Annotated in this window: 24 protein-coding genes; 17 read left to right on the top strand and 7 right to left on the bottom strand. The window is 44.9% G+C overall.

Going from position 1 to position 21,495, the window contains the following annotated elements; genetic code table 11:
• Positions 1 to 78: 78 nt before the first annotated feature.
• On the bottom strand, positions 79 to 849 hold the full coding sequence (locus tag AB6E85_RS03820) for a lysophospholipid acyltransferase family protein (protein WP_372141514.1): 771 nt from the start codon (positions 847 to 849) through the stop codon (positions 79 to 81).
• Complete coding sequence (locus AB6E85_RS03815; protein WP_372141513.1) at positions 846 to 1,595, bottom strand: beta-ketoacyl synthase chain length factor; 750 nt, start codon at positions 1,593 to 1,595, stop codon at positions 846 to 848. Before AB6E85_RS03815 ends, AB6E85_RS03820 begins: the two co-directional genes overlap by 4 nt.
• A 72-nt stretch (positions 1,596 to 1,667) precedes the next feature.
• On the opposite strand from AB6E85_RS03815, the gene AB6E85_RS03810 reads away from it, so the two are divergent.
• Genes AB6E85_RS03810 through AB6E85_RS03800 form a run of 3 tightly spaced genes read left to right on the top strand, consistent with a single transcriptional unit; the run spans position 1,668 to position 4,424 of the window.
• Complete coding sequence (locus AB6E85_RS03810) at positions 1,668 to 2,057, top strand: hypothetical protein (RefSeq protein ID WP_372141512.1); 390 nt, start codon at positions 1,668 to 1,670, stop codon at positions 2,055 to 2,057.
• A gap of 28 nt (positions 2,058 to 2,085) precedes the next feature.
• Positions 2,086 to 3,159 carry a methyltransferase gene (locus tag AB6E85_RS03805; RefSeq protein ID WP_372141510.1) on the top strand — a complete coding sequence of 358 codons (1,074 nt, stop codon included), beginning with the start codon at positions 2,086 to 2,088 and terminating at the stop codon, positions 3,157 to 3,159.
• A 23-nt stretch (positions 3,160 to 3,182) separates the two neighbouring features.
• The gene (locus AB6E85_RS03800) at positions 3,183 to 4,424 is read left to right on the top strand and encodes an NAD(P)/FAD-dependent oxidoreductase (RefSeq protein ID WP_372141508.1); all 1,242 of its coding nucleotides are present in this window, start codon (positions 3,183 to 3,185) and stop codon (positions 4,422 to 4,424) included.
• A 126-nt stretch (positions 4,425 to 4,550) separates the two neighbouring features.
• On the opposite strand, the gene AB6E85_RS03795 is transcribed toward AB6E85_RS03800, so the two are convergent.
• Positions 4,551 to 5,057 (bottom strand): hypothetical protein, encoded by a 507-nt coding sequence (locus tag AB6E85_RS03795; protein ID WP_048611319.1) that lies wholly within the window; start codon positions 5,055 to 5,057, stop codon positions 4,551 to 4,553.
• Between the two features lie 139 nt (positions 5,058 to 5,196).
• Positions 5,197 to 6,330 carry a flagellar assembly protein FlgT gene (locus tag AB6E85_RS03790; protein WP_372141506.1) on the bottom strand — a complete coding sequence of 378 codons (1,134 nt, stop codon included), beginning with the start codon at positions 6,328 to 6,330 and terminating at the stop codon, positions 5,197 to 5,199.
• Positions 6,331 to 6,522: 192 nt separating this feature from the next.
• Between AB6E85_RS03790 and AB6E85_RS03785 the strand changes: the two genes are divergently transcribed.
• Entirely contained in the window at positions 6,523 to 7,158 is a 636-nt protein-coding gene (locus tag AB6E85_RS03785; RefSeq protein WP_048611320.1) for a FlgO family outer membrane protein, read from the top strand.
• Positions 7,159 to 7,167: 9 nt separating this feature from the next.
• Positions 7,168 to 7,599: a flagellar assembly lipoprotein FlgP gene (gene flgP / locus AB6E85_RS03780; protein WP_086713993.1), complete on the top strand. Its 432-nt coding sequence runs from the start codon at positions 7,168 to 7,170 to the stop codon at positions 7,597 to 7,599.
• Between the two features lie 258 nt (positions 7,600 to 7,857).
• Here flgP and AB6E85_RS03775 read toward each other — a convergent pair whose 3' ends face one another.
• The 3 genes from AB6E85_RS03775 to flgA form a co-directional block, all read right to left on the bottom strand.
• Complete coding sequence (locus AB6E85_RS03775; RefSeq protein WP_017064136.1) at positions 7,858 to 8,283, bottom strand: flagella synthesis protein FlgN; 426 nt, start codon at positions 8,281 to 8,283, stop codon at positions 7,858 to 7,860.
• A 66-nt stretch (positions 8,284 to 8,349) separates the two neighbouring features.
• A complete protein-coding gene (flgM, locus tag AB6E85_RS03770; RefSeq protein ID WP_372141503.1) occupies positions 8,350 to 8,667 on the bottom strand; it encodes a flagellar biosynthesis anti-sigma factor FlgM in 318 nt (105 codons plus the stop codon).
• A gap of 178 nt (positions 8,668 to 8,845) precedes the next feature.
• Positions 8,846 to 9,592: a flagellar basal body P-ring formation chaperone FlgA gene (flgA, locus tag AB6E85_RS03765; protein ID WP_048611324.1), complete on the bottom strand. Its 747-nt coding sequence runs from the start codon at positions 9,590 to 9,592 to the stop codon at positions 8,846 to 8,848.
• A gap of 77 nt (positions 9,593 to 9,669) precedes the next feature.
• On the opposite strand from flgA, the gene AB6E85_RS03760 reads away from it, so the two are divergent.
• From AB6E85_RS03760 to flgK, 12 genes are all read left to right on the top strand, one after another.
• Positions 9,670 to 10,596, top strand: a complete 927-nt coding sequence (locus AB6E85_RS03760; protein ID WP_019825285.1) for a chemotaxis protein CheV — start codon at positions 9,670 to 9,672, stop codon at positions 10,594 to 10,596.
• Between the two features lie 11 nt (positions 10,597 to 10,607).
• Positions 10,608 to 11,435 carry a protein-glutamate O-methyltransferase gene (locus AB6E85_RS03755; RefSeq protein WP_004736174.1) on the top strand — a complete coding sequence of 276 codons (828 nt, stop codon included), beginning with the start codon at positions 10,608 to 10,610 and terminating at the stop codon, positions 11,433 to 11,435.
• Between the two features lie 255 nt (positions 11,436 to 11,690).
• Positions 11,691 to 12,086 (top strand): flagellar basal body rod protein FlgB, encoded by a 396-nt coding sequence (gene flgB, locus AB6E85_RS03750; RefSeq protein WP_004736175.1) that lies wholly within the window; start codon positions 11,691 to 11,693, stop codon positions 12,084 to 12,086.
• Between the two features lie 4 nt (positions 12,087 to 12,090).
• Positions 12,091 to 12,504: a flagellar basal body rod protein FlgC gene (flgC, locus tag AB6E85_RS03745; protein WP_017631739.1), complete on the top strand. Its 414-nt coding sequence runs from the start codon at positions 12,091 to 12,093 to the stop codon at positions 12,502 to 12,504.
• A 17-nt stretch (positions 12,505 to 12,521) separates the two neighbouring features.
• On the top strand, positions 12,522 to 13,235 hold the full coding sequence (flgD, locus tag AB6E85_RS03740) for a flagellar hook assembly protein FlgD (RefSeq protein WP_372056799.1): 714 nt from the start codon (positions 12,522 to 12,524) through the stop codon (positions 13,233 to 13,235).
• Between the two features lie 49 nt (positions 13,236 to 13,284).
• Entirely contained in the window at positions 13,285 to 14,589 is a 1,305-nt protein-coding gene (gene flgE, locus AB6E85_RS03735; protein ID WP_248640911.1) for a flagellar hook protein FlgE, read from the top strand.
• Positions 14,590 to 14,842: 253 nt separating this feature from the next.
• The gene (locus AB6E85_RS03730) at positions 14,843 to 15,592 is read left to right on the top strand and encodes a flagellar basal body rod protein FlgF (protein ID WP_132743474.1); all 750 of its coding nucleotides are present in this window, start codon (positions 14,843 to 14,845) and stop codon (positions 15,590 to 15,592) included.
• 21 nt (positions 15,593 to 15,613) lie between these two features.
• The gene (gene flgG / locus AB6E85_RS03725) at positions 15,614 to 16,402 is read left to right on the top strand and encodes a flagellar basal-body rod protein FlgG (protein ID WP_017062259.1); all 789 of its coding nucleotides are present in this window, start codon (positions 15,614 to 15,616) and stop codon (positions 16,400 to 16,402) included.
• 87 nt (positions 16,403 to 16,489) lie between these two features.
• Positions 16,490 to 17,266, top strand: a complete 777-nt coding sequence (gene flgH, locus AB6E85_RS03720; protein WP_248640909.1) for a flagellar basal body L-ring protein FlgH — start codon at positions 16,490 to 16,492, stop codon at positions 17,264 to 17,266.
• A 94-nt stretch (positions 17,267 to 17,360) separates the two neighbouring features.
• The gene (locus AB6E85_RS03715; protein WP_017076828.1) at positions 17,361 to 18,452 is read left to right on the top strand and encodes a flagellar basal body P-ring protein FlgI; all 1,092 of its coding nucleotides are present in this window, start codon (positions 17,361 to 17,363) and stop codon (positions 18,450 to 18,452) included.
• Positions 18,453 to 18,462: 10 nt separating this feature from the next.
• Entirely contained in the window at positions 18,463 to 19,404 is a 942-nt protein-coding gene (gene flgJ / locus AB6E85_RS03710; protein ID WP_248640907.1) for a flagellar assembly peptidoglycan hydrolase FlgJ, read from the top strand.
• 208 nt (positions 19,405 to 19,612) lie between these two features.
• On the top strand, positions 19,613 to 21,493 hold the full coding sequence (gene flgK / locus AB6E85_RS03705; protein ID WP_248640905.1) for a flagellar hook-associated protein FlgK: 1,881 nt from the start codon (positions 19,613 to 19,615) through the stop codon (positions 21,491 to 21,493).
• Positions 21,494 to 21,495: the final 2 nt, after the last annotated feature.

The following is a 21,495-nucleotide window of genomic DNA, read 5'->3' as shown; positions in this document are numbered from 1 at the left end:
ATGCTGCTTTAAGGGGCGATTCTACATTATGCGATGTATTTTCGAAATGCTGATATCGCCAGTTGCTTTATTGATGAGCTAAATGTTTTCTTCGGAAGGGAAAATAGAGTGTGCAAGATGATGATTAAGGCGCCTTGCTGCCGAAGTTAAGTTATTTGAATTCTCAATAAATGGTGCGACTTCTATTTTACCTTTCACCGCGATATGAAAAAAGGGTTTCGTCGCAGGAACTTGATACCATTTTTTCTCTTTCGTTAAGAATGTCGGAGAAACCGTAATATGAATTACGCGTAAATCGGTTTGTGTTCGAGTGGCGATTTGCGCCGCACCACGTTGTAAGGATGGTTCAATTCCGGGCGTTGTGCGAGTTCCTTCGGGAAAAACCAGCAGCACATTGCCACGTGAGAAACGTTCTTCACAGCGCTCTAAAAGATCGTCAGGGGCTTGGTTAGGGATATAACCTGCGGCTTTGACAATCCTTTTCATAAAAGGGTTTTCCCAAATAGCGGCCTTAACGAGGCAATCACATTGAGGAAGTTGAGAAGCGATCAGCACATAGTCGATTAAGCTAGGGTGATTGGCGACGATGATGCAGTTACGATCTTCACGTAATAGATCCGCGCCATCAATTCGGTAATCAATCGCGCCGGTGAACTTCATGATTTGGCAAAAGGCGTTGAATGAGAAGCGAATCAATCGCTGTGCTTTAAGCTCTCTTTTAATGGTATTGGGAGTGGTTAGCGCGATAGTGGGTAAGATTAAGAAGCTCAATACTAAGCCACCAAAACCAAAGATGGTAAAGCAGAGCCCTGTCGCGAATACTCGCCAATATTGGTCTACTTTGCTCATGACTGTGGACCTGTCTCGGTGTTCTTTACCCACGACCAAGTTTGGTGCTTGCCAGCAATAGCCCACTTATTTGTACCCAATAAGATATGTTGGAGCGTTTGTAGCCCTTGTGGTAACCCGGAAGGTGCTTGGTTGGCTTCTACTGCTCTAGCAATAGAGTATTCACTGCCAGCGGTGAGCACGAAGCCCAGAGCGTAATCCGCATAGTCTTGTGTTTCGTATTCTTGGTAAAGCTCAGGCAAAGGTTGGTCGAAGTCAATGACGAGTACACGATGTGACGGATACTGATGAAGATAAAGATAAGCTTCGATCAGAGCGTTATGGAAAGTATCTTGCCCTGCAGCGATTGAAGTCAGTGGAATTGGCGCTTTGGCGGCAATGGTGGTTAGACCGGCTGCGGTATTATGTACCGACTGTGAGAACGCCATTGGCGAGGCATCATCACCTTCTAATATCGACTGAATCAAAGTGGCGGTTCGGTGTAGCTCACCATGTCGGCTAGCAAAGACAAGATAATCAATCGAGGTGTCTTTTAATAAGGTTAACGCGGTTTGGACGGCAAGTTTGCTTTGCAGACTCATTCGACGGCGCATCATTGGAGGGATAGCTTTAAATTCAGTTGAGCCATCTTGTGGCCAATCTAAATTCGTGCTCCACGCTTGCCATTGGGCAACAGAATTGAGACCAGCCGAATTTGCAGACCATTTCTCAATATTAAACGACATTAATTGGGATTGATTTGACATAGAGTATTGATTTGCTTTGGGTCTAACTAAATACTATGCGCGCTTATAAATAAACACAGATAAGGAATTTAAATGAAATTACTAAAAATAGCGGTTTCAATGTTATTCATATTCGTTCTTGCAGGGTGTGGACGCGTCCAACCTGTAATGAATGTTGAGGATACTCCAGTTGCACTGAATCTTCAAAGTAAACAGGTTAAATCAGCTATTTATGAATCGGCTGCAAATCGAGGCTGGTTGGTTTCAGAAATAAAGCCTGGCTTGATACGTGCTGAGCTGTATGTTCGTTCGCACCACGCTGTGGTTGAAATTCCTTATAGTAATAAGTTTTACTCTATTCTTTACGTTGAGTCAGAGAATTTGAAGTACGACGATGGTGAAATACACCGTAATTACAATCGTTGGGTTAATAACTTAAACGTTGATATTAAACGTAAGCTTGCACAAATGGCAGCTGAGTAACTCTCTATTATTTAAAGTTAGGTTTTTCGTGTCGGAATATAAATTAGATCCATTCAACGCATTAGAAGCAAAAACAGAAGCGCAGAAATTGTCTTTCGCTCCTATTGTTTTTCATACTGCTCGTACACTTCGTGATTTAGGCATCTTGAAAGCGTTAGATAACGCTGGCAACGAGGGTTTGCCAGCAGAGTCAATCTCTGAATCAACCGGAGTTTCTGAGTACGGCGTGAAAGTTCTGCTCGATATGGCGTTAAGTGCGCATATTGTTACTTGGGACAAACCTAACTATAAAATGGCCAATCTTGGCTTCTACCTTCTGCACGATGGCATGACCAACGCAAACATGGATTTTACGGCCGATGTTTGTTACGCCGCGATGATGCATCTAACCGAAGCGATTGAAGAGGGCACACCTGCTGGCTTGAAAGAGCTGGGTGACTGGGAAACCATTTACCAAGGCTTGTCTCAATTGCCAGAAAAAGCCAAAGAGAGTTGGTTCAAGTTCGATCACTTCTATTCTGATCGCTCGTTCCCAGTATTACTTGAAAAAGTCTTCAGCAAGAAACCTAAATCGCTGGTGGATATTGGCGGCAATACAGGCAAGTGGGCTATGCAGTGTTGCAACCACGATTCTGATGTTGAAGTGACGATTGTTGATTTGCCACAGCAGTTAGAAATGGCAATGGCAAACGCTAAGCAACATGGTCATCAAAACAGAGTGACGCCTTTCCCAGCTAACATGCTAGATAAGCAGCAAGCGCTGCCAACGGGCGCGGATGTTTGGTGGATGAGTCAGTTCCTTGATTGCTTCTCGCCAATGGAGATTCTGAGCATATTAAAGCGTGTTCGCTCTCATATGTCAGAAGACGCGACAGTCTATATCCTTGAACTGTTTTGGGATGCACAGAAATACGATGCGGCTTCTTATAGCTTAAACGCGACGTCTCTCTACTTTACCTGCTTGGCAAATGGCAACAGCCGTTTTTACCGCAGTGAAGATTTCTTAGAGATCGTTGAAGAAGCGGGCTTTGAAGTGGTAACTCGTACCGACGACATCGGTCTTGGTCACACGCTTCTTGAATTGAAAGCTGGCGCGCAATAAAAATAACAAACATGGCTTAAATAATGAATAAACTATCAACTCAAGTGGTGATCATCGGAGCTGGGCCGTCAGGTTCAATTGCTGCGTCTTTGCTTCATAAAAAAGGCATCGATGTTCGAGTGATTGAAAAGAGCGTATTCCCGCGCTTTTCTATTGGTGAAAGCCTACTACCCGCTTGTATGGAAGTGATTGAACAGGCTGGGATGACTGACGCAGTTATCAACGCCAACTTCCAATACAAAGATGGCGCAGCCTTTCGCAAAAATGGCGTTTATACGGCGTTCAATTTTGAAGACAAGTTCTCTTCTGGTCCTGGAACCACGTTTCAGGTTCAGCGAGGTGCCTTTGATAAGGTTTTGGCGGATACGGCTGAGGAGCAGGGTGTCTGCATTGATTACCAACATGAGTTGATGGGCATTAATTTCACCGAAGACAGCACCATTTTAGATGTGCAAGTGTTGGGTGGAGAACGCTATCAGCTAGAAGCGCAATACGTTTTAGATGGCAGTGGTTTTGGCCGAGTGCTACCGAAAATGCTTAACTTGGAAGAGCCGTCATCACTTCCTCCACGCAAAGCTATTTTTACTCACATTAACGATCATATTGCAGAGGTTGATACCGATCTGGAATATGACCGCAACAAAATCCTGATCTCGGTGCACCCAACCAACCCTGATGTTTGGTATTGGTTGATCCCGTTTAGTAACGGTGTCTCTTCGTTTGGTGTGGTAGGTGAGCCTAAATTCTTTGAATCCTACCCAGAAGACAAGATTGCAGCCATTAAACAGCTAGCAGCGGAAGAGCCGGGCTTAGCCGAAATTCTGGTAAATGCCGAGTATCCAAACCCTGCGGGTGAAATTGGTGGCTATTCTGCCAATGTAAAACATCTGGCGACGGATAAGTACGCGTTGCTTGGTAATGCTGGTGAGTTCCTTGACCCGGTCTTTTCATCCGGCGTGACGATTGCGATGAAGTCGGCTCAGTTTGCGGTTGAGTGTGTTGAAAAGCAGCTTAACGGTGAACAAGTTGATTGGGAGCGCGATTATGCCGATCCGTTGATGGTGGGCGTAAACACCTTTAGGACATATGTTGAGGGGTGGTACTCAGGTACTTTACAGGACGTGATTTTCTATCAAGATCCAAACCCAAAGATTAAGCAGATGGTGTGCTCAATTCTGGCGGGCTACGCATGGGATCAAACCAACCCTTATGTTAAGGAATCTAAGCGCCGCCTCACAACATTGGCAGAGATATGCCGAAGCTAGGTGGTCTATTTAGTGTGGACAATACGCTAAAGCACCAGATGCTTAGCCTAAAAATAAAAACAGCCGCAATGTGCGGCTGTTTTTGTATGTGAACAATATGGGTAATCAACCTCATTGCGTTCTAAGCTACTTCAGGTCGATGCTGTTTAATCGTCCCATAAAGACAAGTAGATCAATCACGTCTTTGTGGGCATCAAGAAGGGCGCGTTTGGTTTGGCTATAAGCGGCAAGTCTGCCGTGCTTTCTAATGGAGCACACCTTGGTTTTGTATTTGTAGTCGCCGTTTTCTGAGAATACACGCCACTTAGCGATGTAACACTCGTCGCGGTGTTCAGGATCACTCTGAGTTGGATTTGGCTTGAAGACAATTTTGGGTTCTAGACTATGAGGCAGGCGCGTCATCAGGTAGGGCTCTTTGAGGACTTTGGGCCAAAACTTGCCCCAAAGCTGTCTGCCCAGTTCATCTCTTAATTTAATGGTTTTCTTGAGTGCTTTGTCTTCACCCATACGAACAAAACCGACCGACCGATGCAGCACCGTATCTTCGGGAGTATGGATGTGGATCTTAAAAGCGGTTTTACCTTTCGAGATAAAGCGGTAACCGGTAGCACCAATTAGATTATTCTGACTCATAGTTTGCTAAGTGATGATTATATTATTAATAAGATTACGCCAAATACTGCAAAACCGAAACTAATACCCATGAAAAAAATAAAGCCTTAACAAAAGTGCTAAGGCTTTATTAGAAACTATGAGATGAGCGTGTCGCTAACTACATGATTTTCTGCATCACATCACCAATTTGAATGCTTCCTGCAAGACTTGGTTGGTCGATAGTTAGTTCTGCTTCGTTTTCATAAACGCGAGAGACGGTCAGCGTGATATCGCTTTGAGATACCTTATTACGTGGCAAGCCGCGTTGGTCGATAAACGAGCCTGTGTGCCATAGCTGTAGCTTGTCACCTTGTTGAACACCATGCATTCGACCTAAATCAATGGTCACCGTGTTACCAAATACCGCAGCCACCTCTGGAAGCGTGATTTTACATGACACTTCCGATTCCAAGTCCAACATAATATTGCGGCTAACACGCAGCATCATACTGCCGTAGGTTGATGCCCAGAAACGAGCACTGCGGGTGTCCACTTCACTGGTCTTAGCAAATGGCCACTTTGCCACTTCACGATAGCTACGGTTGTAAACCTGATGTCCTGTTTTGCCATCGAAGACTTGCATCTCTAACGCAAACTGACGATTGATGATGTCATCTTTCAAAAGCTTGGATTCGATGGTCGCGGTTAAATCGGTAATGTCGCCACCAATGATGTACTGCGCGCCAGTATCTTGGGCGATCATCTTGATCACCTCTGGTCGACGCTTGTCGATATCGTAATTGGTCGTGCCAACCGAAACAAAGCTGCGAGACTCTTGTGCTAACTGTCGGTCCACGACATGGCCAAAATCATCACCAATGTTATAGATTCTGCCCATCACTGCTTGTTGAGGGGAGGTCACATCAATGTTGCCTACCAAAAATGTCTTCTTGTATTGGCTCTCATGGCAAGCATTTGCCGAAGGATAGATATCGATCCTTGCGGTGATCATTATATTGCCACTGCGTTTTTTCTCTTTTTCTATCAAGATGTAGCGCACTTCATGATTGGTAAATTGAAATTCTTTCTTGTTTGCGTCGAGGTACGGCGTGAGGTTGGAGATACTACCAATATCAGCACCTGAGAACTGGATCGCTTTATATACCGCGTCTTCCAGAGCATGAACCCTTGCCGTTTCCTCTGAGGATACGATGGCTGCGGTACCGGTAACTTCATACCAAGAGGCATGAGCACTGAAGCTTATGGTTATCAGTGAACTTATTGAAAATAAGTAAGAAATTATTTTTTTCATCTATTCGTTACCAGTTGGGTATAAATATTGCTTAACAAATAACTATAAGCTTGAAGCTGACTTAAGTGCGTTTTTCTTAATCTGAACCATTAATGAAAAGCAAAGACTGTTCCAACATTGTAATCCATTGAAAAGAATAATGGTGAGAACATATTGGAACAGGGAGCACTAAAACTATCTGGAGATAAGAGAATGAAAAAATGGCTCGTAGTAATGAGTGTCATGTTGTTGACCTCATGTGCTTATTCACCAATCTATAACGGCAAGTCTGAGTATTCAGGCAGTCAGTTTATGTTGATGGATAGCCCTCGTCATACCATGGATTTCTTCGTGGAAAGCATGACCGAAGATCTGATCATTTCGAATACGAGTATCTCAGCAAGAACTCCGATAGCGATTACTTCGTTTGTTGACCTACAACACATGGACACAACGAACTGGCTAGGAAACTCGGTATCAGAAGGTTTCATTCATCAGTTTCAGCGTCGTGGCTTCAAGGTGGTTGATTTCAAAACAACAGGTTCTATTCAAGTGACTCACCAAGGTGACTTTGCGTTAAGCCGCGATTGGAAAGACTTAGCTCAAGAGCAAGACGTACAGTACGTACTAACAGGCACTATGCTTCGCCAAGAAGGCGGTGTGTTAGTCAATGCTCGTGTTGTTGGCATGCAAACTCGCATTGTCGTGGCGACGGCACAAGGCTTCTTGCCTGCAGACCGTATTGGTCGTGACCTAGATACGCTAAACAGTATTCGAACTCAAGATGGTGTCATTATCCGCTCTGACCCAACGATGACCCAGCCCTATACTGTTATTCTTCGCCCTTAGGAGTTCGAGATGAAGAAGTTAATATTTGTTGTCGCCGCTTTGTTGCTTGTAGGCTGCCAGCCATTGCAAAATATGAGGGCAGACGACTTCTTGGTTGCCGTTGGTTACGCAAGTATCAGTGAGCAGAAGGGACGTAATGACGAAGAAAGACGTATCCGTGCGATGAGAGCTTCCAAGATCGACGCCTATCGTGAACTTGCCGAGCAAGTCTATGGCATGCGAGTGAGTGGCCGAGCAGAGTTGGAAGATCAACGCCTTGGTACTGAACGTACTTCTGGTGCGGTTGATGGTGTAATCCGTGGTGCAGAAGTGGTGCGCAGTTACCCTGTGGGTGATAGCTATGTCACTGAGCTTCAGCTCGATATCCGTAAGATGGAAAAGCTACGTGATTACGGTGAAGTACAACCCGTGCCTGAGAAGAGACAACAAACGCTGTTCTAGTATCGATGCATGAATTAATTATATTGGCTGTCAGTCGCTTTCCAGATGGCGTATCGGCAACCAATAACTGATATGAATAAAAAAGCGGCAAGTATGAAAATACTTGCCGCTTTTTTGTGTCTGTCGATTTGTTCGCGCATTTACCGATCTAGTGGGAGTGTTGACGGATATCATGCTAAGGATAAGCTGAGATACAGATACAGATACAGATACGAGCAGAAATGTGACTAAAGATATTATTGAAGACAGGGGGCTTAATTATGCTTTTACGTTGGTTCCCAGCGTAGAAATCGTATGCGTTTGACCACCGGCATTGTAGGTCATGCCAATTTTTCCGTGACTTTGCTGCATCATATTGCTGAGTTTTTTGAAGCTAAGGTGCGCTCGATTCAAGGCTTCGCCATTCACAAGGTTCGCTTGCTGGCAATCGTGCACTATAGACTGGATCTTTGTGACTAGCTGAGCAAGTTCAGGGTTCTCGGTCAGTTCTGAGATATTGGTATGGGCTGCGATTCGCTGATCGGTTGATCTTAGTTGTTCAACTAGGACCACTTTTTCTTTGGCGATTCGCTCAATATCGTTTGATTGTCGGCTCGTAATAGCGGTTTTCTCTGAACTTAATAATTCAGATAAGGCTTTGGCATTTTGAAGTTGAAAATTAACTAAATCTGCTAGTGCCGCCATAACGTAAACCTATTCATAACCTCGTGTGCTTTAAGACAATCACTTCAATCAAAAGTGAGTGTTGGCTTAAAGGCCTTTTAATTCATCTTCGAACTTGATCATGTTGTCTGCCAGTTTTTCTGGATCGACAGTGTATGAACCGTTCGCAATTGCTTCTTTGATCGCTGCTACTTTTACAGAATCAAAGCTTGGCTGTGCAGCCATATCTTGGTGGAGCTGACCAATCGCTTTGCCTTGTTGGCTAAGTGAAACCGCATCTTTGCTTGCTGGTGATTTAGTTGATACATCAGAGCGTGATGCCTCAGAATTAGAATCAGAGCGTACTGCTGATCGGTTAGTGGTCGTTAGGGTTTGCCCTGAACGAATATTATCAATGCCTGCCATAGTTAAGCCTTTTTCTTCAAAAATGGGAACCTGTACAGTCAATATCGACCAAGGGTTCGAATACTTTAGCAATTTTTAGCTCAATAGTCGAAAAGGGACAAAACACCGCAGCCGTTATATTTGGCGTTAGAGTTGAGGGTGAAATCGCTAACGATACCGTCAATTTAGAAGTAAAGAGTTAAAAGTAAACCGTGACTTCAGACATGCTGGTAACAATCCCTTCAATTATACGCTGTGATTTATCATTTTTCACTCTTACTTGATCACCCATAGAGCCATCGGTAAGTGCAGTACCTTTGGTGGTAATGGTCATGCCACCTTTTACTGCCTGTATGATAACCTTCTCGTTTCGGCACACGACACAGATATCACCTCTTTCTACAACATCGCCCGGTCTTAGGTTCTTTTTTACCTTAGCGCCGATGACCTGATGTGGAGCTGTGAAACCTTGGCGACGAAACTTGTTAAGAGAAATCATAGCTGTGGTGACATCGTATTGACCGACGATTTCGCCTCTCGCGATTGAGCGAGTGGTGGTGACAAGAGGCACCGACATCGAAAGGCGAACGGGTACATAAACTCGCCACTCATCAGGAACGCATTGCACTAAAACCGTAATACTGCTGCGGGTATTGGTGGTCGTTGAAGCGCTGGTCTCTAAAGGCACTGGGCAGTCTGTCGCTTTGATTCTTGAGTCAACATTTGCTGAATTAACAAAGAGTTCGCCACCTTGTGGCTGCTCAACCGTATCAAGGATATGTTGTTCTGCTGCAGACTGAATCATCTCAATTTGTTCTGGGGTCGCAGCTTGTACAAAAAAACTAAACAATATTGATAAAATGCCGATAAACTTAGCGACAGTTTTAAAAGTAGCTCTACACATTGCTATAGAAAGAGGTGGCAAATTTGATTTATAATACGTCATTCCGTTTCTCTGGTGGTTCGTAGCCTGCAGTAGACTAACACTTTTTATACAAAAAAGTTTGATATGGAGATGAGCTCATGACGGGTATTCTTGATTCGGTGAATCAGCGTACGCAACTCGTCGGTCAAAACCGATTAGAATTACTAACCTTTCGCCTAATGGGGCGTCAGCGTTACGGCATTAATGTCTTTAAAGTAAAAGAAGTGCTTCAATGCCCTAAGCTGACAAAGATGCCAAACTTGAACCCACTGGTTAAAGGTGTAGCACACATTCGTGGCCAAACGATCTCTGTGATCGACTTGAGCTTAGCGATTGGTGGCCGTCCTACAACGGATGTTGAAAAGTGTTTTGTGGTTATCTCTGAGTTTAACCGAACCATTCAAGGTTTCTTGGTAAGTTCAGTTGAGCGCATTATTAACATGCACTGGGAATCGATTCTTCCGCCGCCAGATGGCGCAGGTCGAGCTAACTACCTGACAGCGGTAACCAACATTGATAATGAATTGGTAGAAATTCTTGATGTTGAGAAGATTCTTGCAGAAATTTCTCCTGTTGATGAAACAATGGACAGCAAGATTGCTGAAGATATTGCGAAAGTAGAACAAGAGAAAGAACTGGTTCGCCGCATCTTGATTGCTGATGACTCGACCGTTGCTCGTAAGCAGGTTCAGCGTGCTATTGAGTCGATTGGTTTTGAAGTTATCTCGGTGAAGGATGGTAAAGAAGCCTATGAGAAGCTGATGCAGATGTCATCAGAAGGCAGTATTTACGATCAGATTTCATTGGTGATCTCTGATATCGAAATGCCAGAAATGGATGGATACACGCTGACTGCTGAGATTCGTCGTCACGCCGAACTGAAAGATTTATACGTAATTTTACACTCATCGTTGAGTGGTGTATTTAACCAAGCCATGGTTGAGCGTGTGGGAGCTAACTCCTTCATCGCTAAATTCAACCCGGATGAGCTTGGTGCAGCGGTAAAAGCTGCGTTAACTAACTAAAAGAGACATTAATGACTGCTATAACAATAAGTGATCAAGAGTATCGCGATTTCAGCCGTTTCTTAGAATCTCAATGTGGCATTGTATTAGGTGACAGCAAGCAGTATTTAGTGCGCAGTCGTCTGAGCCCATTAGTAACGAAGTTTAAGTTAGCTTCGTTATCTGATTTGTTGAGAGATGTAGTAACAGGTCGAAACCGTGAGCTGCGTGTGGCTGCTGTCGATGCCATGACGACGAACGAGACACTTTGGTTCCGTGATACTTACCCGTTTGCTGTACTTGCGGATAAGCTTCTACCGGAAATAGCGGCAAATAAACGTCCTATTAAGATTTGGTCTGCGGCAAGCTCTTCAGGCCAAGAAGCATACTCAATGGCAATGACGATTCTTGAAACTCAAGCTCGTAAGCCGGGTATGCTGCCAAATGTATCGATTACCGCAACTGACATCTCAGCAAGTATGTTGGATATGTGCCGCACTGGCGCTTACGACAACCTTGCATTGGGACGTGGACTTTCTCCAGAGCGCCGTCGTACTTTCTTTGAAGATGCGGGCGATGGCCGTATGAAAGTGAAAGATAACGTCAAGCGCATGGTGAACTTCCGCCCTCAGAACCTGATGGACAGCTATGCATTGTTAGGCAAGTTCGACATCATTTTCTGTCGTAACGTGCTGATTTACTTCTCGCCTGATATGAAGTCAAAGGTACTTAACCAGATGGCAAATAGCCTGAACCCTGGTGGTTACTTACTATTGGGTGCGTCTGAATCGTTAACAGGCTTAACGGATCGTTTTGAAATGGTTCGCTGTAATCCAGGCATCATCTACAAATTAAAGTAACGAGCGGCACCCATATTAGGTGTAACGTTACCGTATAAATTAAAAACCCAGCCAATTGCTGGGTTTTCTTTTTCCTGCTTAAGCTATATCTTTAAGTCAGAGTGACATTCCAATTTACTCTATTTTTTGGCTTGTATATTGCAAGTTTACCCACGAGTAACCTGTAAAAGTATTGATAGACCGCCTTGTTTTAAAAGTTGGTATATATATTGCTTTGGTTATTTCATAACAGTCAGTTCTTGAGTTGAGGTTTACATGGCTATTTCTTTTGACAATGCTTTGGGCATTCACCAGCACACAGTTGGTGTACGTGAGCGTAACGCTGAGGTGCTTTCCACCAATATCGCGCAAGCAAACACGCCTGGGTATAAAGCAAAGGGATTAGACTTTAAGAAATCACTGCAAGCGGCAAGTTCTGGGGCAAGCATTGGTCTTAGCCGTACAGATGGTCGGCACATTTCTGCCTCAACAACGGTGAACGGGGAAACGAAGTATCGAATTCCTACACAACCTGATACAGGAGATGGCAACACGGTTGATTTGGATTTGGAAAGAAACCTTTTCATGCAAAACCAAATTAGGCATCAAGCCTCTCTCGACTTCCTAGGAAGTAAGTTCAAGAATTTAACTAAAGCGATTAAAGGGGAATAATTAGATGAGCTTATTTAATGTATTCAATGTGACTGGTTCTGCGATGAGTGCTGAATCTGTTCGTCTAAATACGACCTCGAGCAACCTTGCGAACGCGGACAGTGTAAGTAGTTCTGCTGAAGAAACTTACAAGGCTCGCCACGCAGTGTTCGGCGCTGAGTTAAATCGAGCACGTAACAGTGACCACACTGTGCCTGTGAAAGTATTAGGTATTGTAGAAAGCGATAAGCCGCTGAGCGCGGAGTACAACCCGGATCACCCATTAGCGAACAACGAAGGCTACATCTACAAGCCTAACGTGAACGTTATGGAAGAGATGGCAAACATGATTTCGGCATCACGTGCGTACCAAACGAACGTACAGGTTGCTGACTCGAGTAAACAAATGCTGCTGCGTACGCTGCAGATGGGTCAATAAGGATAAGGAGGTAGCACATGGCTGGAATCAACAACAATGTTGGTCAAAGCGGCTTGTCCTATGTTGACCAGCTGAAGAGTCTTCAAGATGGCGCGAAGAAGCCCGACGAAACAACAGGTAAGCAGGATCTTAAACAAGAAGACTTCTTATCTTTGTTGACTAAGCAACTAGCACAACAAGATCCTTTCAAGCCGGTTAGCAATGACCAGATGATTGCGCAAATGGCTTCATTTGCGACCGTAGATGGCATTGGCAAAATGAATACACAGTTTGAAAGCTTGAATTCATCAATGACCTCTAACCAAGCACTTCAGGCCTCTTCATTAGTTGGGCGTGATGTATTGGTTCCTGGTGCGGCAGGTGTAAAACCCGGTGATGGCGGTATGGCGTCCATGGTTAAGCTTCCTCAGGCAATGGACAATGTAATGGTCCGTGTTGAGAACGAAGTTGGCCAATTGGTTCGCACATTTGATATCGGCTCTAAACCATCTGGTGATACACGTGTTGAATGGGACGGAAAAGACGAAGACGGTAACCCATTGCCGGCCGGTAAATACAACGTGAAAGCGTCGGGTTTGCTGGATGGCGAGAACACAGAGTTCCAAGTTTCCAGTTATGCGAACGTGAACAGTGTGCTTCTTGGTAAGGGCGATGGCAACGTACTACTCAATCTGGCTGGTTTCACATCGCCAGTACGACTTGCTGAAGTACTAGAAGTTGGTAAAGCGTAGCTCTTTATTGAGTAACTATGCTAGCTAGATAGATTAGGAGAATAATGGAATGTCATATGTAGCTTTAAGCGGCCTATCCGCTGCACAATTAGACCTGAATACAACCAGTAACAACATTGCGAACGCAAACACATTTGGATTTAAAGAGTCTCGTGCCGAGTTTGGTGATGTGTATTCAAATTCGTTGTTCACTAACTCCAAAACGGCGGCAGGTGGCGGTGCGCAAGCTAACCAAGTGGCACAGCAATTCCATGAAGGTTCAAGTATTTATACCAATAACCCAATGGATTTACGTGTCAGTGGTACTGGTTTCTTTGCGGTAGCGAAAGATCGTATGGCACCGGAGCTCAATGAACTAACTCGTAATGGTGCATTTCACCTAAACAAAGACAACTACATGGTTACCGCTAACGATGAGTTTCTGTTAGGCTACGATGTTGATCCAAATTCGGGTGAAGTTCTTTCTTACGCGCCAAAGCCTCTCGACATTCCTGCTGAATTCGGTAAACCAAAACAGACAGAAAACATTGAAGTAGGGGTTAACCTTCCTGCAAACGGTGATCTTAAAGACCCGGCTGCATTTAACTTTCAAGATGCTGATACTTATAACCGTGCAACGTCTTCGACGGTATACGATTCTATGGGTCAGTCTTACAAGTTAACGACTTACTACCTCAAAGATCAGACTCAACCAAACACTTGGCAGACGTACTACACCATGTCAGATGAGAACGGTGAAAAACCGGTCAACATTACTGGTGGTGATGCGACGAATGCACGAGGTCATGTTGGTCATACAATGAAGTTTAACAATGACGGTACGTTGGCGAGCCTGAATAATGGTCAACCGATTAACTCGGAACCACTAGGTACTGGTGCGAACCCAATTGACTTGAACGGTGCTGATCCAACTCAAGTGCTTAAGTTTGGTTTGGATTCTTCAACTCAGTTTGCTGCTCCGTTTGAATTGACTCGGTTTGATGAAGATGGCGCGACAACAGGTTTCTTAACAAAAATCGATTTCGATGAGTACGGCAGTGTTCTAGGTACTTACTCAAACGGTGAAAATGTGATGCTTGGCCGTGTAGGCTTGGTTCGCGTACCCAATGAGCAAGGTCTGGATAAGAAAGGCGGTACTCAATGGGATTCTACTAACGACTCTGGTGATAAGATCTGGGGTGAATCGAACAAAGGTTCATTTGGTAGTATCAGCAATGGCTCGCTAGAGCAGTCGAATATCGATATGACTCAAGAATTGGTTGATTTGATTTCTGCTCAACGTAACTTCCAAGCGAACTCGCGTTCTCTAGAAGTACATAACCAGCTACAACAGAATATTCTTCAGATTCGTTAATCGTTTCGAGCGTTTGAATCATCTGCGAATACCCAATTCAATGTTATTGAATTGGGTATTGTTGTTTGTCTTCTTATTTGCCGCCCCTATTGCCGCACGGTAATGCCACTGGCAATAATTCTTCCTGAATGATCCTTTAATGATCACCCCTCTTTGTTTATTTTATATTTAAATTATTGATAAATAACAGTTAAAAATATTGGCACAGTGTTTGCTTTATAAGCTCTAGAAGATGATTTTTTGGAGAAAAATTATGGATCGCGCACTGTTTCTTGCCATGAGTGGCGCAAAGCAAAATATGCAGGCTTTGCAGCTACGTGCAAACAACCTTGCCAACGTAAGTACAACGGGTTTCCGTGCTGATTTAGCACAAGCACGTTCAATGCAAGCGTATGGTGAAGGCATGCCTACTCGTGTTTTCAGCATGACAGAGCGTCCTGGTCATAATTTCTCGCAAGGTAGTGTGGTTACCACTGGCCGAGATCTTGATGTTACCGTTCAAGGTGATGGCTGGATTTCAGTGATGGATAACACCGGCCGCGAAGGCTTAACGCGTAACGGTAATCTAAAGGTTGACCAAAACGGTTTGCTAACTAACGCAAGTGGCCATTTGGTGTTAGGTGAAAACGATGCGCCAATCACACTGCCAATTCCAATCAGTAAAGTAGAAATTGGTACTGACGGTACGATTTCGGTGATTCCTCAAGGCGCTCCAGCTGAAGAATTGGCCGTGGTTGATCGTATTAAGCTTGTGCGTCCAGACAACCAAAGTTTGTTTAAAGACACGAATGGTCTATTCCGTTCGAAAAACCCAGATCAGGCATACGAAGCTGATGCAGCGGTAACGTTGCTAAAAGGTGCTATCGAAGGCAGTAACGTAAATGCCGTAGGTGAAATGACCAGCTTAATTGACTTACAACGTCAGTTTGAAATGCAGGTCAAGATGATGAGCACAGCAGAGGAAATGGACAAGTCGTCTGATTCACTGCTTCGTATGAGCTAATAGAATTTAAAGGACATTGCTATGCATCCAGCGTTATGGGTAAGTAAAACGGGTTTAGACGCCCAACAAACCAATATCTCAACGATTTCGAACAACCTTGCCAACGCCTCGACCATTGGTTTTAAAAAGAGCCGCGCGGTATTTGAAGACCTGTTCTACCAGAATATTAATCAACCGGGTGGTCAATCGTCTCAGAATACTGAGCTGCCAAGTGGTTTGATGCTGGGTGCCGGTTCTAAGGTAGTTGCAACTCAAAAAGTGCACACGCACGGTAACGCACAAACGACATCTAACAGCTTAGACATGATGATTGAAGGCGACGGTTTCTTCCAGGTTGAAATGCCAGACGGTGAAACGGGTTACAGCCGCAATGGTCAGTTCACACTGAACGGTGAAGGCGCGATCGTAACGTCGGGCCAAGGTTATCCTCTACAGCCAGAAATTGTGATTCCTGAAGACGCGATCTCGGTAACGGTTGGTAACGACGGTGAAGTGTCGGTTCGTCTACGTGGTGAGCAAAACAACGTCGTGGTTGGTCAAATTACCATTACTGACTTTGTAAACCCTGGTGGTTTAGAGCCAGTTGGTCAAAACCTTTACTTGCCAACAGGCGCGAGTGGCGACCCACAAGAGGGTGTTCCGGGCTTTGATGGTCTAGGTAACATCCGCCAATCGATGTTAGAAACATCGAACGTAAACGTAACCGAAGAGCTGGTAAACATGATTGAAGCTCAGCGTGTATACGAAATGAATTCGAAAGTTATCTCGTCAGTAGACAAGATGATGAGCTTTGTTAACCAACAGCTGTAATTGGTTTATTCGCTGCTTACTTTTTAATTATTAGATCTGTTTCTGCTAATTGATCCATTTACCACTGCCTGCTGAGAGTATATCGCCATGAAACGTATTTTTTGTTTAGCTCTGTTTATGTCTATGACCGGTTGTTCTGTACTGGCTCCGATTGAGACGCCGGCAGAAGAGAACGCAACCACAGTGGTTGATGCCGTGGAAGGCGATAAGTCTGCTGAAGAAAGCTCTGGCATTATTGACACCCTTCGTGGCAGAACCGATCCAATCGCGGGCGATCCTGCATGGGCGCCAATCAACCCAAAAAAGAAACCTGAACACTACGCTGCAGCAACGGGTTCTCTGTTCAATGTGAGCCATATTGGCAGCATGTATGACGATTCAAAGCCTCGCGGTATTGGTGACATCATCACTGTTGCACTAGATGAAAATACTAAAGCGACCAAAAAAGCCAATGCAGACATGTCTAAGTCAAACGATGCGTCAATGGAGCCATTGGCCGTTGGTGGTCAAGAGCTAACTATAGACAAGTACAACTTCTCTTATGACCTGAGCAATACCAACACTTTTGCGGGTGACACCTCAGCTAACCAAAGTAACAGCATCAGCGGCTACATCACTGTAGAAGTGATCGAAGTACTAGCCAATGGCAACCTAGTGGTTCGTGGTGAGAAGTGGATGACACTGAACACCGGCGATGAGTACATCCGCCTAAGCGGCACCATCCGTCCAGACGATATTGACTTCGAAAATACCATCGCTTCAAACCGTGTTTCTAACGCACGAATTCAGTACTCAGGGACTGGCGTACAGAAAGATATGCAAGAGCCTGGATTCTTGGCACGATTCTTTAATGTATCACTGTAGAGCTTGAGAGGGTGTCGACATACTGACAGCCTCTATCACGCAGCCATATTTAGCTAAGCTATTATAAATTAAAGCAATACAGACAGGTTACTCAATGAAAAAACTAACACTCGTACTATTCGGCATGCTATTTCTTGCCACCAGTGCCCATGCTGCGCGTATCAAAGACGTGGCAAAAGTGGCGGGTGTTCGTAGTAACCAACTTGTCGGTTATGGTTTGGTGACTGGTTTGCCGGGGACAGGTGAGACAACTCCCTTTACCGATCAAACGTTTAACGCGATGCTGCAAAATTTTGGCATTCAATTGCCGCCCGGCACTAAGCCAAAAACCAAAAACGTAGCGGCAGTAATTGTTACCGCTGAACTTCCGGCATTCTCTAAGCAAGGTCAGGAAGTTGACGTAACCGTTTCTTCTATCGGTTCAGCCAAAAGCCTTCGTGGTGGTACCTTGCTGCAGACCTTCCTGAAAGGTCTAGACGGTCAGGTGTATGCGGTCGCGCAAGGTAACTTGGTGGTAAGTGGCTTTAGTGCGCAAGGTAACGACGGTTCCAAGATTGTCGGTAACAACCCTAACGTGGGTATCATCTCTAGCGGTGCAACAGTAGAACAAGAGATACCAACCCCATTCGGCCGTGGCGACTACATCACCTTTAACCTAATTCAATCTGATTTCACAACGGCTCAGCGTTTGGCTGATGCGGTTAACAACTTCTTAGGTCCACAAATGGCGTCTGCGGTTGACGCGACTTCTGTAAAAGTTCGCGCACCTCGAGAAATCAGCCAACGCGTGGCTTTCCTGTCGGCCATCGAAAACATTGAATTTGATCCTGCAGAGGGCTCTGCAAAAATCATTGTTAATTCTCGTACCGGGACCATTGTAGTTGGTAAGCACGTTCGCCTAAGAGCGGCGGCGGTCACCCACGGTGGTATGACGGTTGCAATCAAAGAAAATCTCAACGTAAGCCAACCGAATGCATTCTCTGGTGGCCAAACGGTAGTGGTTCCTGATTCAGATATCGAAATCACGGAAGGCGATGGCAAGATGTTCAAATTTGAACCTGGCCTAACGCTGGATGATTTGGTCCGTGCAGTTAACGAAGTCGGTGCTGCTCCTTCTGATTTAATGGCAATCCTTCAAGCACTGAAACAAGCGGGTGCGATTGAAGGCCAGTTGATCATTATCTAAAGGGTAAAGCATGATTAAAAATAACAATGACATCGGCTTTATTCACGACATCGGTAGCCTAGACCGCCTTCGTCAACAAGCGGTAAACGGTGAAGAAGGTAGCGAGAAAGAAGCATTAACCGCTGCGGCAAAACAGTTTGAATCGATTTTTACCTCGATGTTGTTTAAGTCGATGCGCGATGCGAACTCGAGCTTTAAGTCGGATATGCTGAATAGCCAGAACGAGCAGTTCTATCGCCAGATGCAAGATGACCAAATGGCGAGTGAGTTAAGCGCTTCAGGTTCGTTAGGTCTTGCGGATATGATCGTGGCACAGCTAAGCGCTGGCCAAGCAAGCGATACGTCTGAAGAGAAGGTTCGCAGTGAAGGCTTTGATGCTTCATTGCAAAGACCGCAATACTCTGGCCGTTCGGAAGAGCGAGCGTCAGACGTTCAATCTGCGAAAGCTATGTCAGCAACAGATGTGCAAGCAGCAAAACAGCCAGTATCCTTTGATTCTCCAGAATCGTTTGTGACCTCAATGAAGCCTTACGCTGAAAAAGCGGCAAGTGCGCTTGGTGTGGACTCGTCTCTACTATTGGCACAAGCAGCTCTTGAAACGGGTTGGGGTTCTAAAATGGTTAAGAACTCTCTGGGCAACAGTAATAACCTATTCAACATCAAAGCAGACAGAAGTTGGAAGGGCGATAAGGTTGCTACGCAGACACTTGAGTTCCATGGTAAAACTGCGGTTAAAGAGTCGGCTTCTTTCCGTTCTTACTCAAACTTTGAAGATAGCTTTAACGACTATGTGAAGTTCTTGAACGAAAACCCAAGATACGAAACAGCATTGCAGCATCAAGGTAACTCAGAGAATTTCATCAAAGGGATTCACCAAGCAGGTTACGCAACTGACCCTAACTATGCAGACAAGGTCTTGCGAGTGAAAGCCAAGATTGACGAGATGAACTAGCGTTATTCAATGTACTCGGGAGCTTGCCATTGGCAGGCTCTTTTCTTATCTATCCCCTGAAAGTTTGCAGCGAAGTCTGTCGTTATCTCCTTACACTTCAATAAATTATTGTCTTTTATCTCTCAGCGTCTCTATTGGCACATATATTGCTTTTTAAACTGGTAGTTAATCAGTTTATCCTGATTTTGTTAAGTTTTTTGGGGGCATTATGGCGTCGGATCTTCTGAATGTAGGGGCACAAAGTGTTCTTACTGCTCAGAGACAGCTAAACACCACAGGTCATAACATTTCTAACGCCAACACAGAGGGCTATAGCCGCCAATCTGTGATTCAAGGTGTGAATGACCCGCGTCAGTACGGTGGCCAAAGCTACGGTATGGGTGTGCATGTGGAAAATGTTCGCCGCTCTTGGGACCAATTTGCCGTCAACGAACTTAACTTATCGACAACCAATGCCGCTAATAAAGGCGACACCGAAGCTAACCTCGATATGCTGTCGAGTATGCTGTCATCGGTTGCTTCGAAGAAGATTCCAGAAAACCTGAATGAATGGTTTGATTCGGTTAAAACATTAGCCGATACACCGAATGATGTCGGTGCTCGAAAAGTTGTACTAGAAAAGGCTGGACTACTCAGCAAGACGTTAAATGAATTCCATGAAACGGTTCGTCAACAGTCTGATTCTACGAATAAAAAATTAGATATGGGTATCGAGCGAGTTAACCAACTTGCGTACGAGATCCGCGATGTTCAGCGTTTAATGATGCGGACTCCTGGGCCTCATAATGACCTACGAGATCAGCACGAAAAGTTGATTAATGAGCTTTCTGGCTACACCAAAGTCACGGTGACACCACGCTCAAATGCCGAAGGATTTAACGTCCATATTGGTAATGGTCACACCTTGGTTTCTGGTAGTGAAGCGAGCCAACTGAAGATGGTTGATGGCTTGCCCGATGCGCATCAGCGTCGCCTAGCAATTGTTGAAGGTAAGTCTTTAAAACCGATCACCAGCAGTGATATCGACGGAAAAATCGGCGCCATGCTAGACATGCGTGACGAACATATCCCGGCAATCATGGATGAGCTTGGTCGTTTAGCGACCGCGTTTTCATATGAGGTCAATAGTCTTCAAGAACAAGGTTTGGATCTTAACGGCAACGTAGGTAAGGACTTGTTTACCGACGTGAACTCAGAGCTGGTGGCAAAATCTCGTGTCACGGCTAGCGGGCAATCGAAAGCCGATGTTGCGGTATACATTGATGATACTTCTGCCTTAAAAGGCGGTGAGTATGGCCTGAAATACGATGGCAGTGACTATGTCGTGACTAAGCCGAACGGTGAGACCGTTAAGATGGCGACCGACTCTAGCGGTAGTGCTTTTTATCTTGATGGCATGCGAGTGGAAGTACGTAATCCTCCTGAACTAGGAGAGAAACTGTTACTGCGTCCAACGCGCAATTTTGCTGCTCAAATACAGATGGAAACCAAAGACCCGAAAGACATTGCTGCGCAAAGTTATGAGGCATCGACCACGTTTGCCAAGGGTACTGCGGGATTCAAAATTCTAGAAGCAGGTCAACTGCGTGAGTTTGAAGTGATTGTCTCACCAAAAGGTGAGCAGTTTGCTGTGACGGATCCGAAGGGTAACATCTTAATGCAGCCGCAACCGTATCCGCCACAAGGGCCAGTGACCATCAACGGTACAACGTTTGAGCTCACACCCGGCGCGGTGGCAAACGATAAGTTTACGGCAAACCTTGTCCCATCAGAAGGTGACAACGGTAACCTGCGTAAGCTGCAAGATCTTCAAACAGGAAAGCTGTTGAATGAGGGGGAGTCTACGATTTTAGACCTTTACCACAACTTGAATACTAATACGGGCTTGAAGTCTTCAACGGCCAATCGCTTGAGTGATATTGCGACGTTAGAAAAACAGTCGGCTCAAGAACGTATAGCTTCTATCTCGGGAGTAAACCTCGATGAAGAAGCGGCAAATATGATGAAATTTCAGCAAGCGTATATGGCTTCTTCTCGCATCATGCAAGCAGCCAACGATACGTTTAACACTATTTTGGCTCTGAGGTAGGA

The organism is Vibrio sp. 10N.247.311.51, assembly GCF_041467855.1.
Taxonomy (GTDB): Bacteria; Pseudomonadota; Gammaproteobacteria; order Enterobacterales; family Vibrionaceae; genus Vibrio; species Vibrio coralliirubri.
The sequence above is the reverse complement of the archived record's forward strand: the minus strand, read 5'-3'. Positions and strand labels throughout refer to the sequence as shown.

What these genes read in the sequence shown, in the direction of transcription:
- AB6E85_RS03820 (WP_372141514.1), bottom strand. Translation starts at nt 849, where the DNA reads ATGAGCAAAGTAGACCAATATTGGCGAGTATTCGCGACAGGGCTCTGC.
- AB6E85_RS03815 (WP_372141513.1), bottom strand. Translation starts at nt 1,595, where the DNA reads ATGTCAAATCAATCCCAATTAATGTCGTTTAATATTGAGAAATGGTCT.
- AB6E85_RS03810 (WP_372141512.1), top strand. Translation starts at nt 1,668, where the DNA reads ATGAAATTACTAAAAATAGCGGTTTCAATGTTATTCATATTCGTTCTT.
- AB6E85_RS03800 (WP_372141508.1), top strand. Translation starts at nt 3,183, where the DNA reads ATGAATAAACTATCAACTCAAGTGGTGATCATCGGAGCTGGGCCGTCA.
- AB6E85_RS03795 (WP_048611319.1), bottom strand. Translation starts at nt 5,057, where the DNA reads ATGAGTCAGAATAATCTAATTGGTGCTACCGGTTACCGCTTTATCTCG.
- AB6E85_RS03790 (WP_372141506.1), bottom strand. Translation starts at nt 6,330, where the DNA reads ATGAAAAAAATAATTTCTTACTTATTTTCAATAAGTTCACTGATAACC.
- AB6E85_RS03785 (WP_048611320.1), top strand. Translation starts at nt 6,523, where the DNA reads ATGAAAAAATGGCTCGTAGTAATGAGTGTCATGTTGTTGACCTCATGT.
- flgP (WP_086713993.1), top strand. Translation starts at nt 7,168, where the DNA reads ATGAAGAAGTTAATATTTGTTGTCGCCGCTTTGTTGCTTGTAGGCTGC.
- AB6E85_RS03775 (WP_017064136.1), bottom strand. Translation starts at nt 8,283, where the DNA reads ATGGCGGCACTAGCAGATTTAGTTAATTTTCAACTTCAAAATGCCAAA.
- flgM (WP_372141503.1), bottom strand. Translation starts at nt 8,667, where the DNA reads ATGGCAGGCATTGATAATATTCGTTCAGGGCAAACCCTAACGACCACT.
- flgA (WP_048611324.1), bottom strand. Translation starts at nt 9,592, where the DNA reads ATGACGTATTATAAATCAAATTTGCCACCTCTTTCTATAGCAATGTGT.
- AB6E85_RS03760 (WP_019825285.1), top strand. Translation starts at nt 9,670, where the DNA reads ATGACGGGTATTCTTGATTCGGTGAATCAGCGTACGCAACTCGTCGGT.
- AB6E85_RS03755 (WP_004736174.1), top strand. Translation starts at nt 10,608, where the DNA reads ATGACTGCTATAACAATAAGTGATCAAGAGTATCGCGATTTCAGCCGT.
- flgB (WP_004736175.1), top strand. Translation starts at nt 11,691, where the DNA reads ATGGCTATTTCTTTTGACAATGCTTTGGGCATTCACCAGCACACAGTT.
- flgC (WP_017631739.1), top strand. Translation starts at nt 12,091, where the DNA reads ATGAGCTTATTTAATGTATTCAATGTGACTGGTTCTGCGATGAGTGCT.
- flgD (WP_372056799.1), top strand. Translation starts at nt 12,522, where the DNA reads ATGGCTGGAATCAACAACAATGTTGGTCAAAGCGGCTTGTCCTATGTT.
- flgE (WP_248640911.1), top strand. Translation starts at nt 13,285, where the DNA reads ATGTCATATGTAGCTTTAAGCGGCCTATCCGCTGCACAATTAGACCTG.
- AB6E85_RS03730 (WP_132743474.1), top strand. Translation starts at nt 14,843, where the DNA reads ATGGATCGCGCACTGTTTCTTGCCATGAGTGGCGCAAAGCAAAATATG.
- flgG (WP_017062259.1), top strand. Translation starts at nt 15,614, where the DNA reads ATGCATCCAGCGTTATGGGTAAGTAAAACGGGTTTAGACGCCCAACAA.
- flgH (WP_248640909.1), top strand. Translation starts at nt 16,490, where the DNA reads ATGAAACGTATTTTTTGTTTAGCTCTGTTTATGTCTATGACCGGTTGT.
- AB6E85_RS03715 (WP_017076828.1), top strand. Translation starts at nt 17,361, where the DNA reads ATGAAAAAACTAACACTCGTACTATTCGGCATGCTATTTCTTGCCACC.
- flgJ (WP_248640907.1), top strand. Translation starts at nt 18,463, where the DNA reads ATGATTAAAAATAACAATGACATCGGCTTTATTCACGACATCGGTAGC.
- flgK (WP_248640905.1), top strand. Translation starts at nt 19,613, where the DNA reads ATGGCGTCGGATCTTCTGAATGTAGGGGCACAAAGTGTTCTTACTGCT.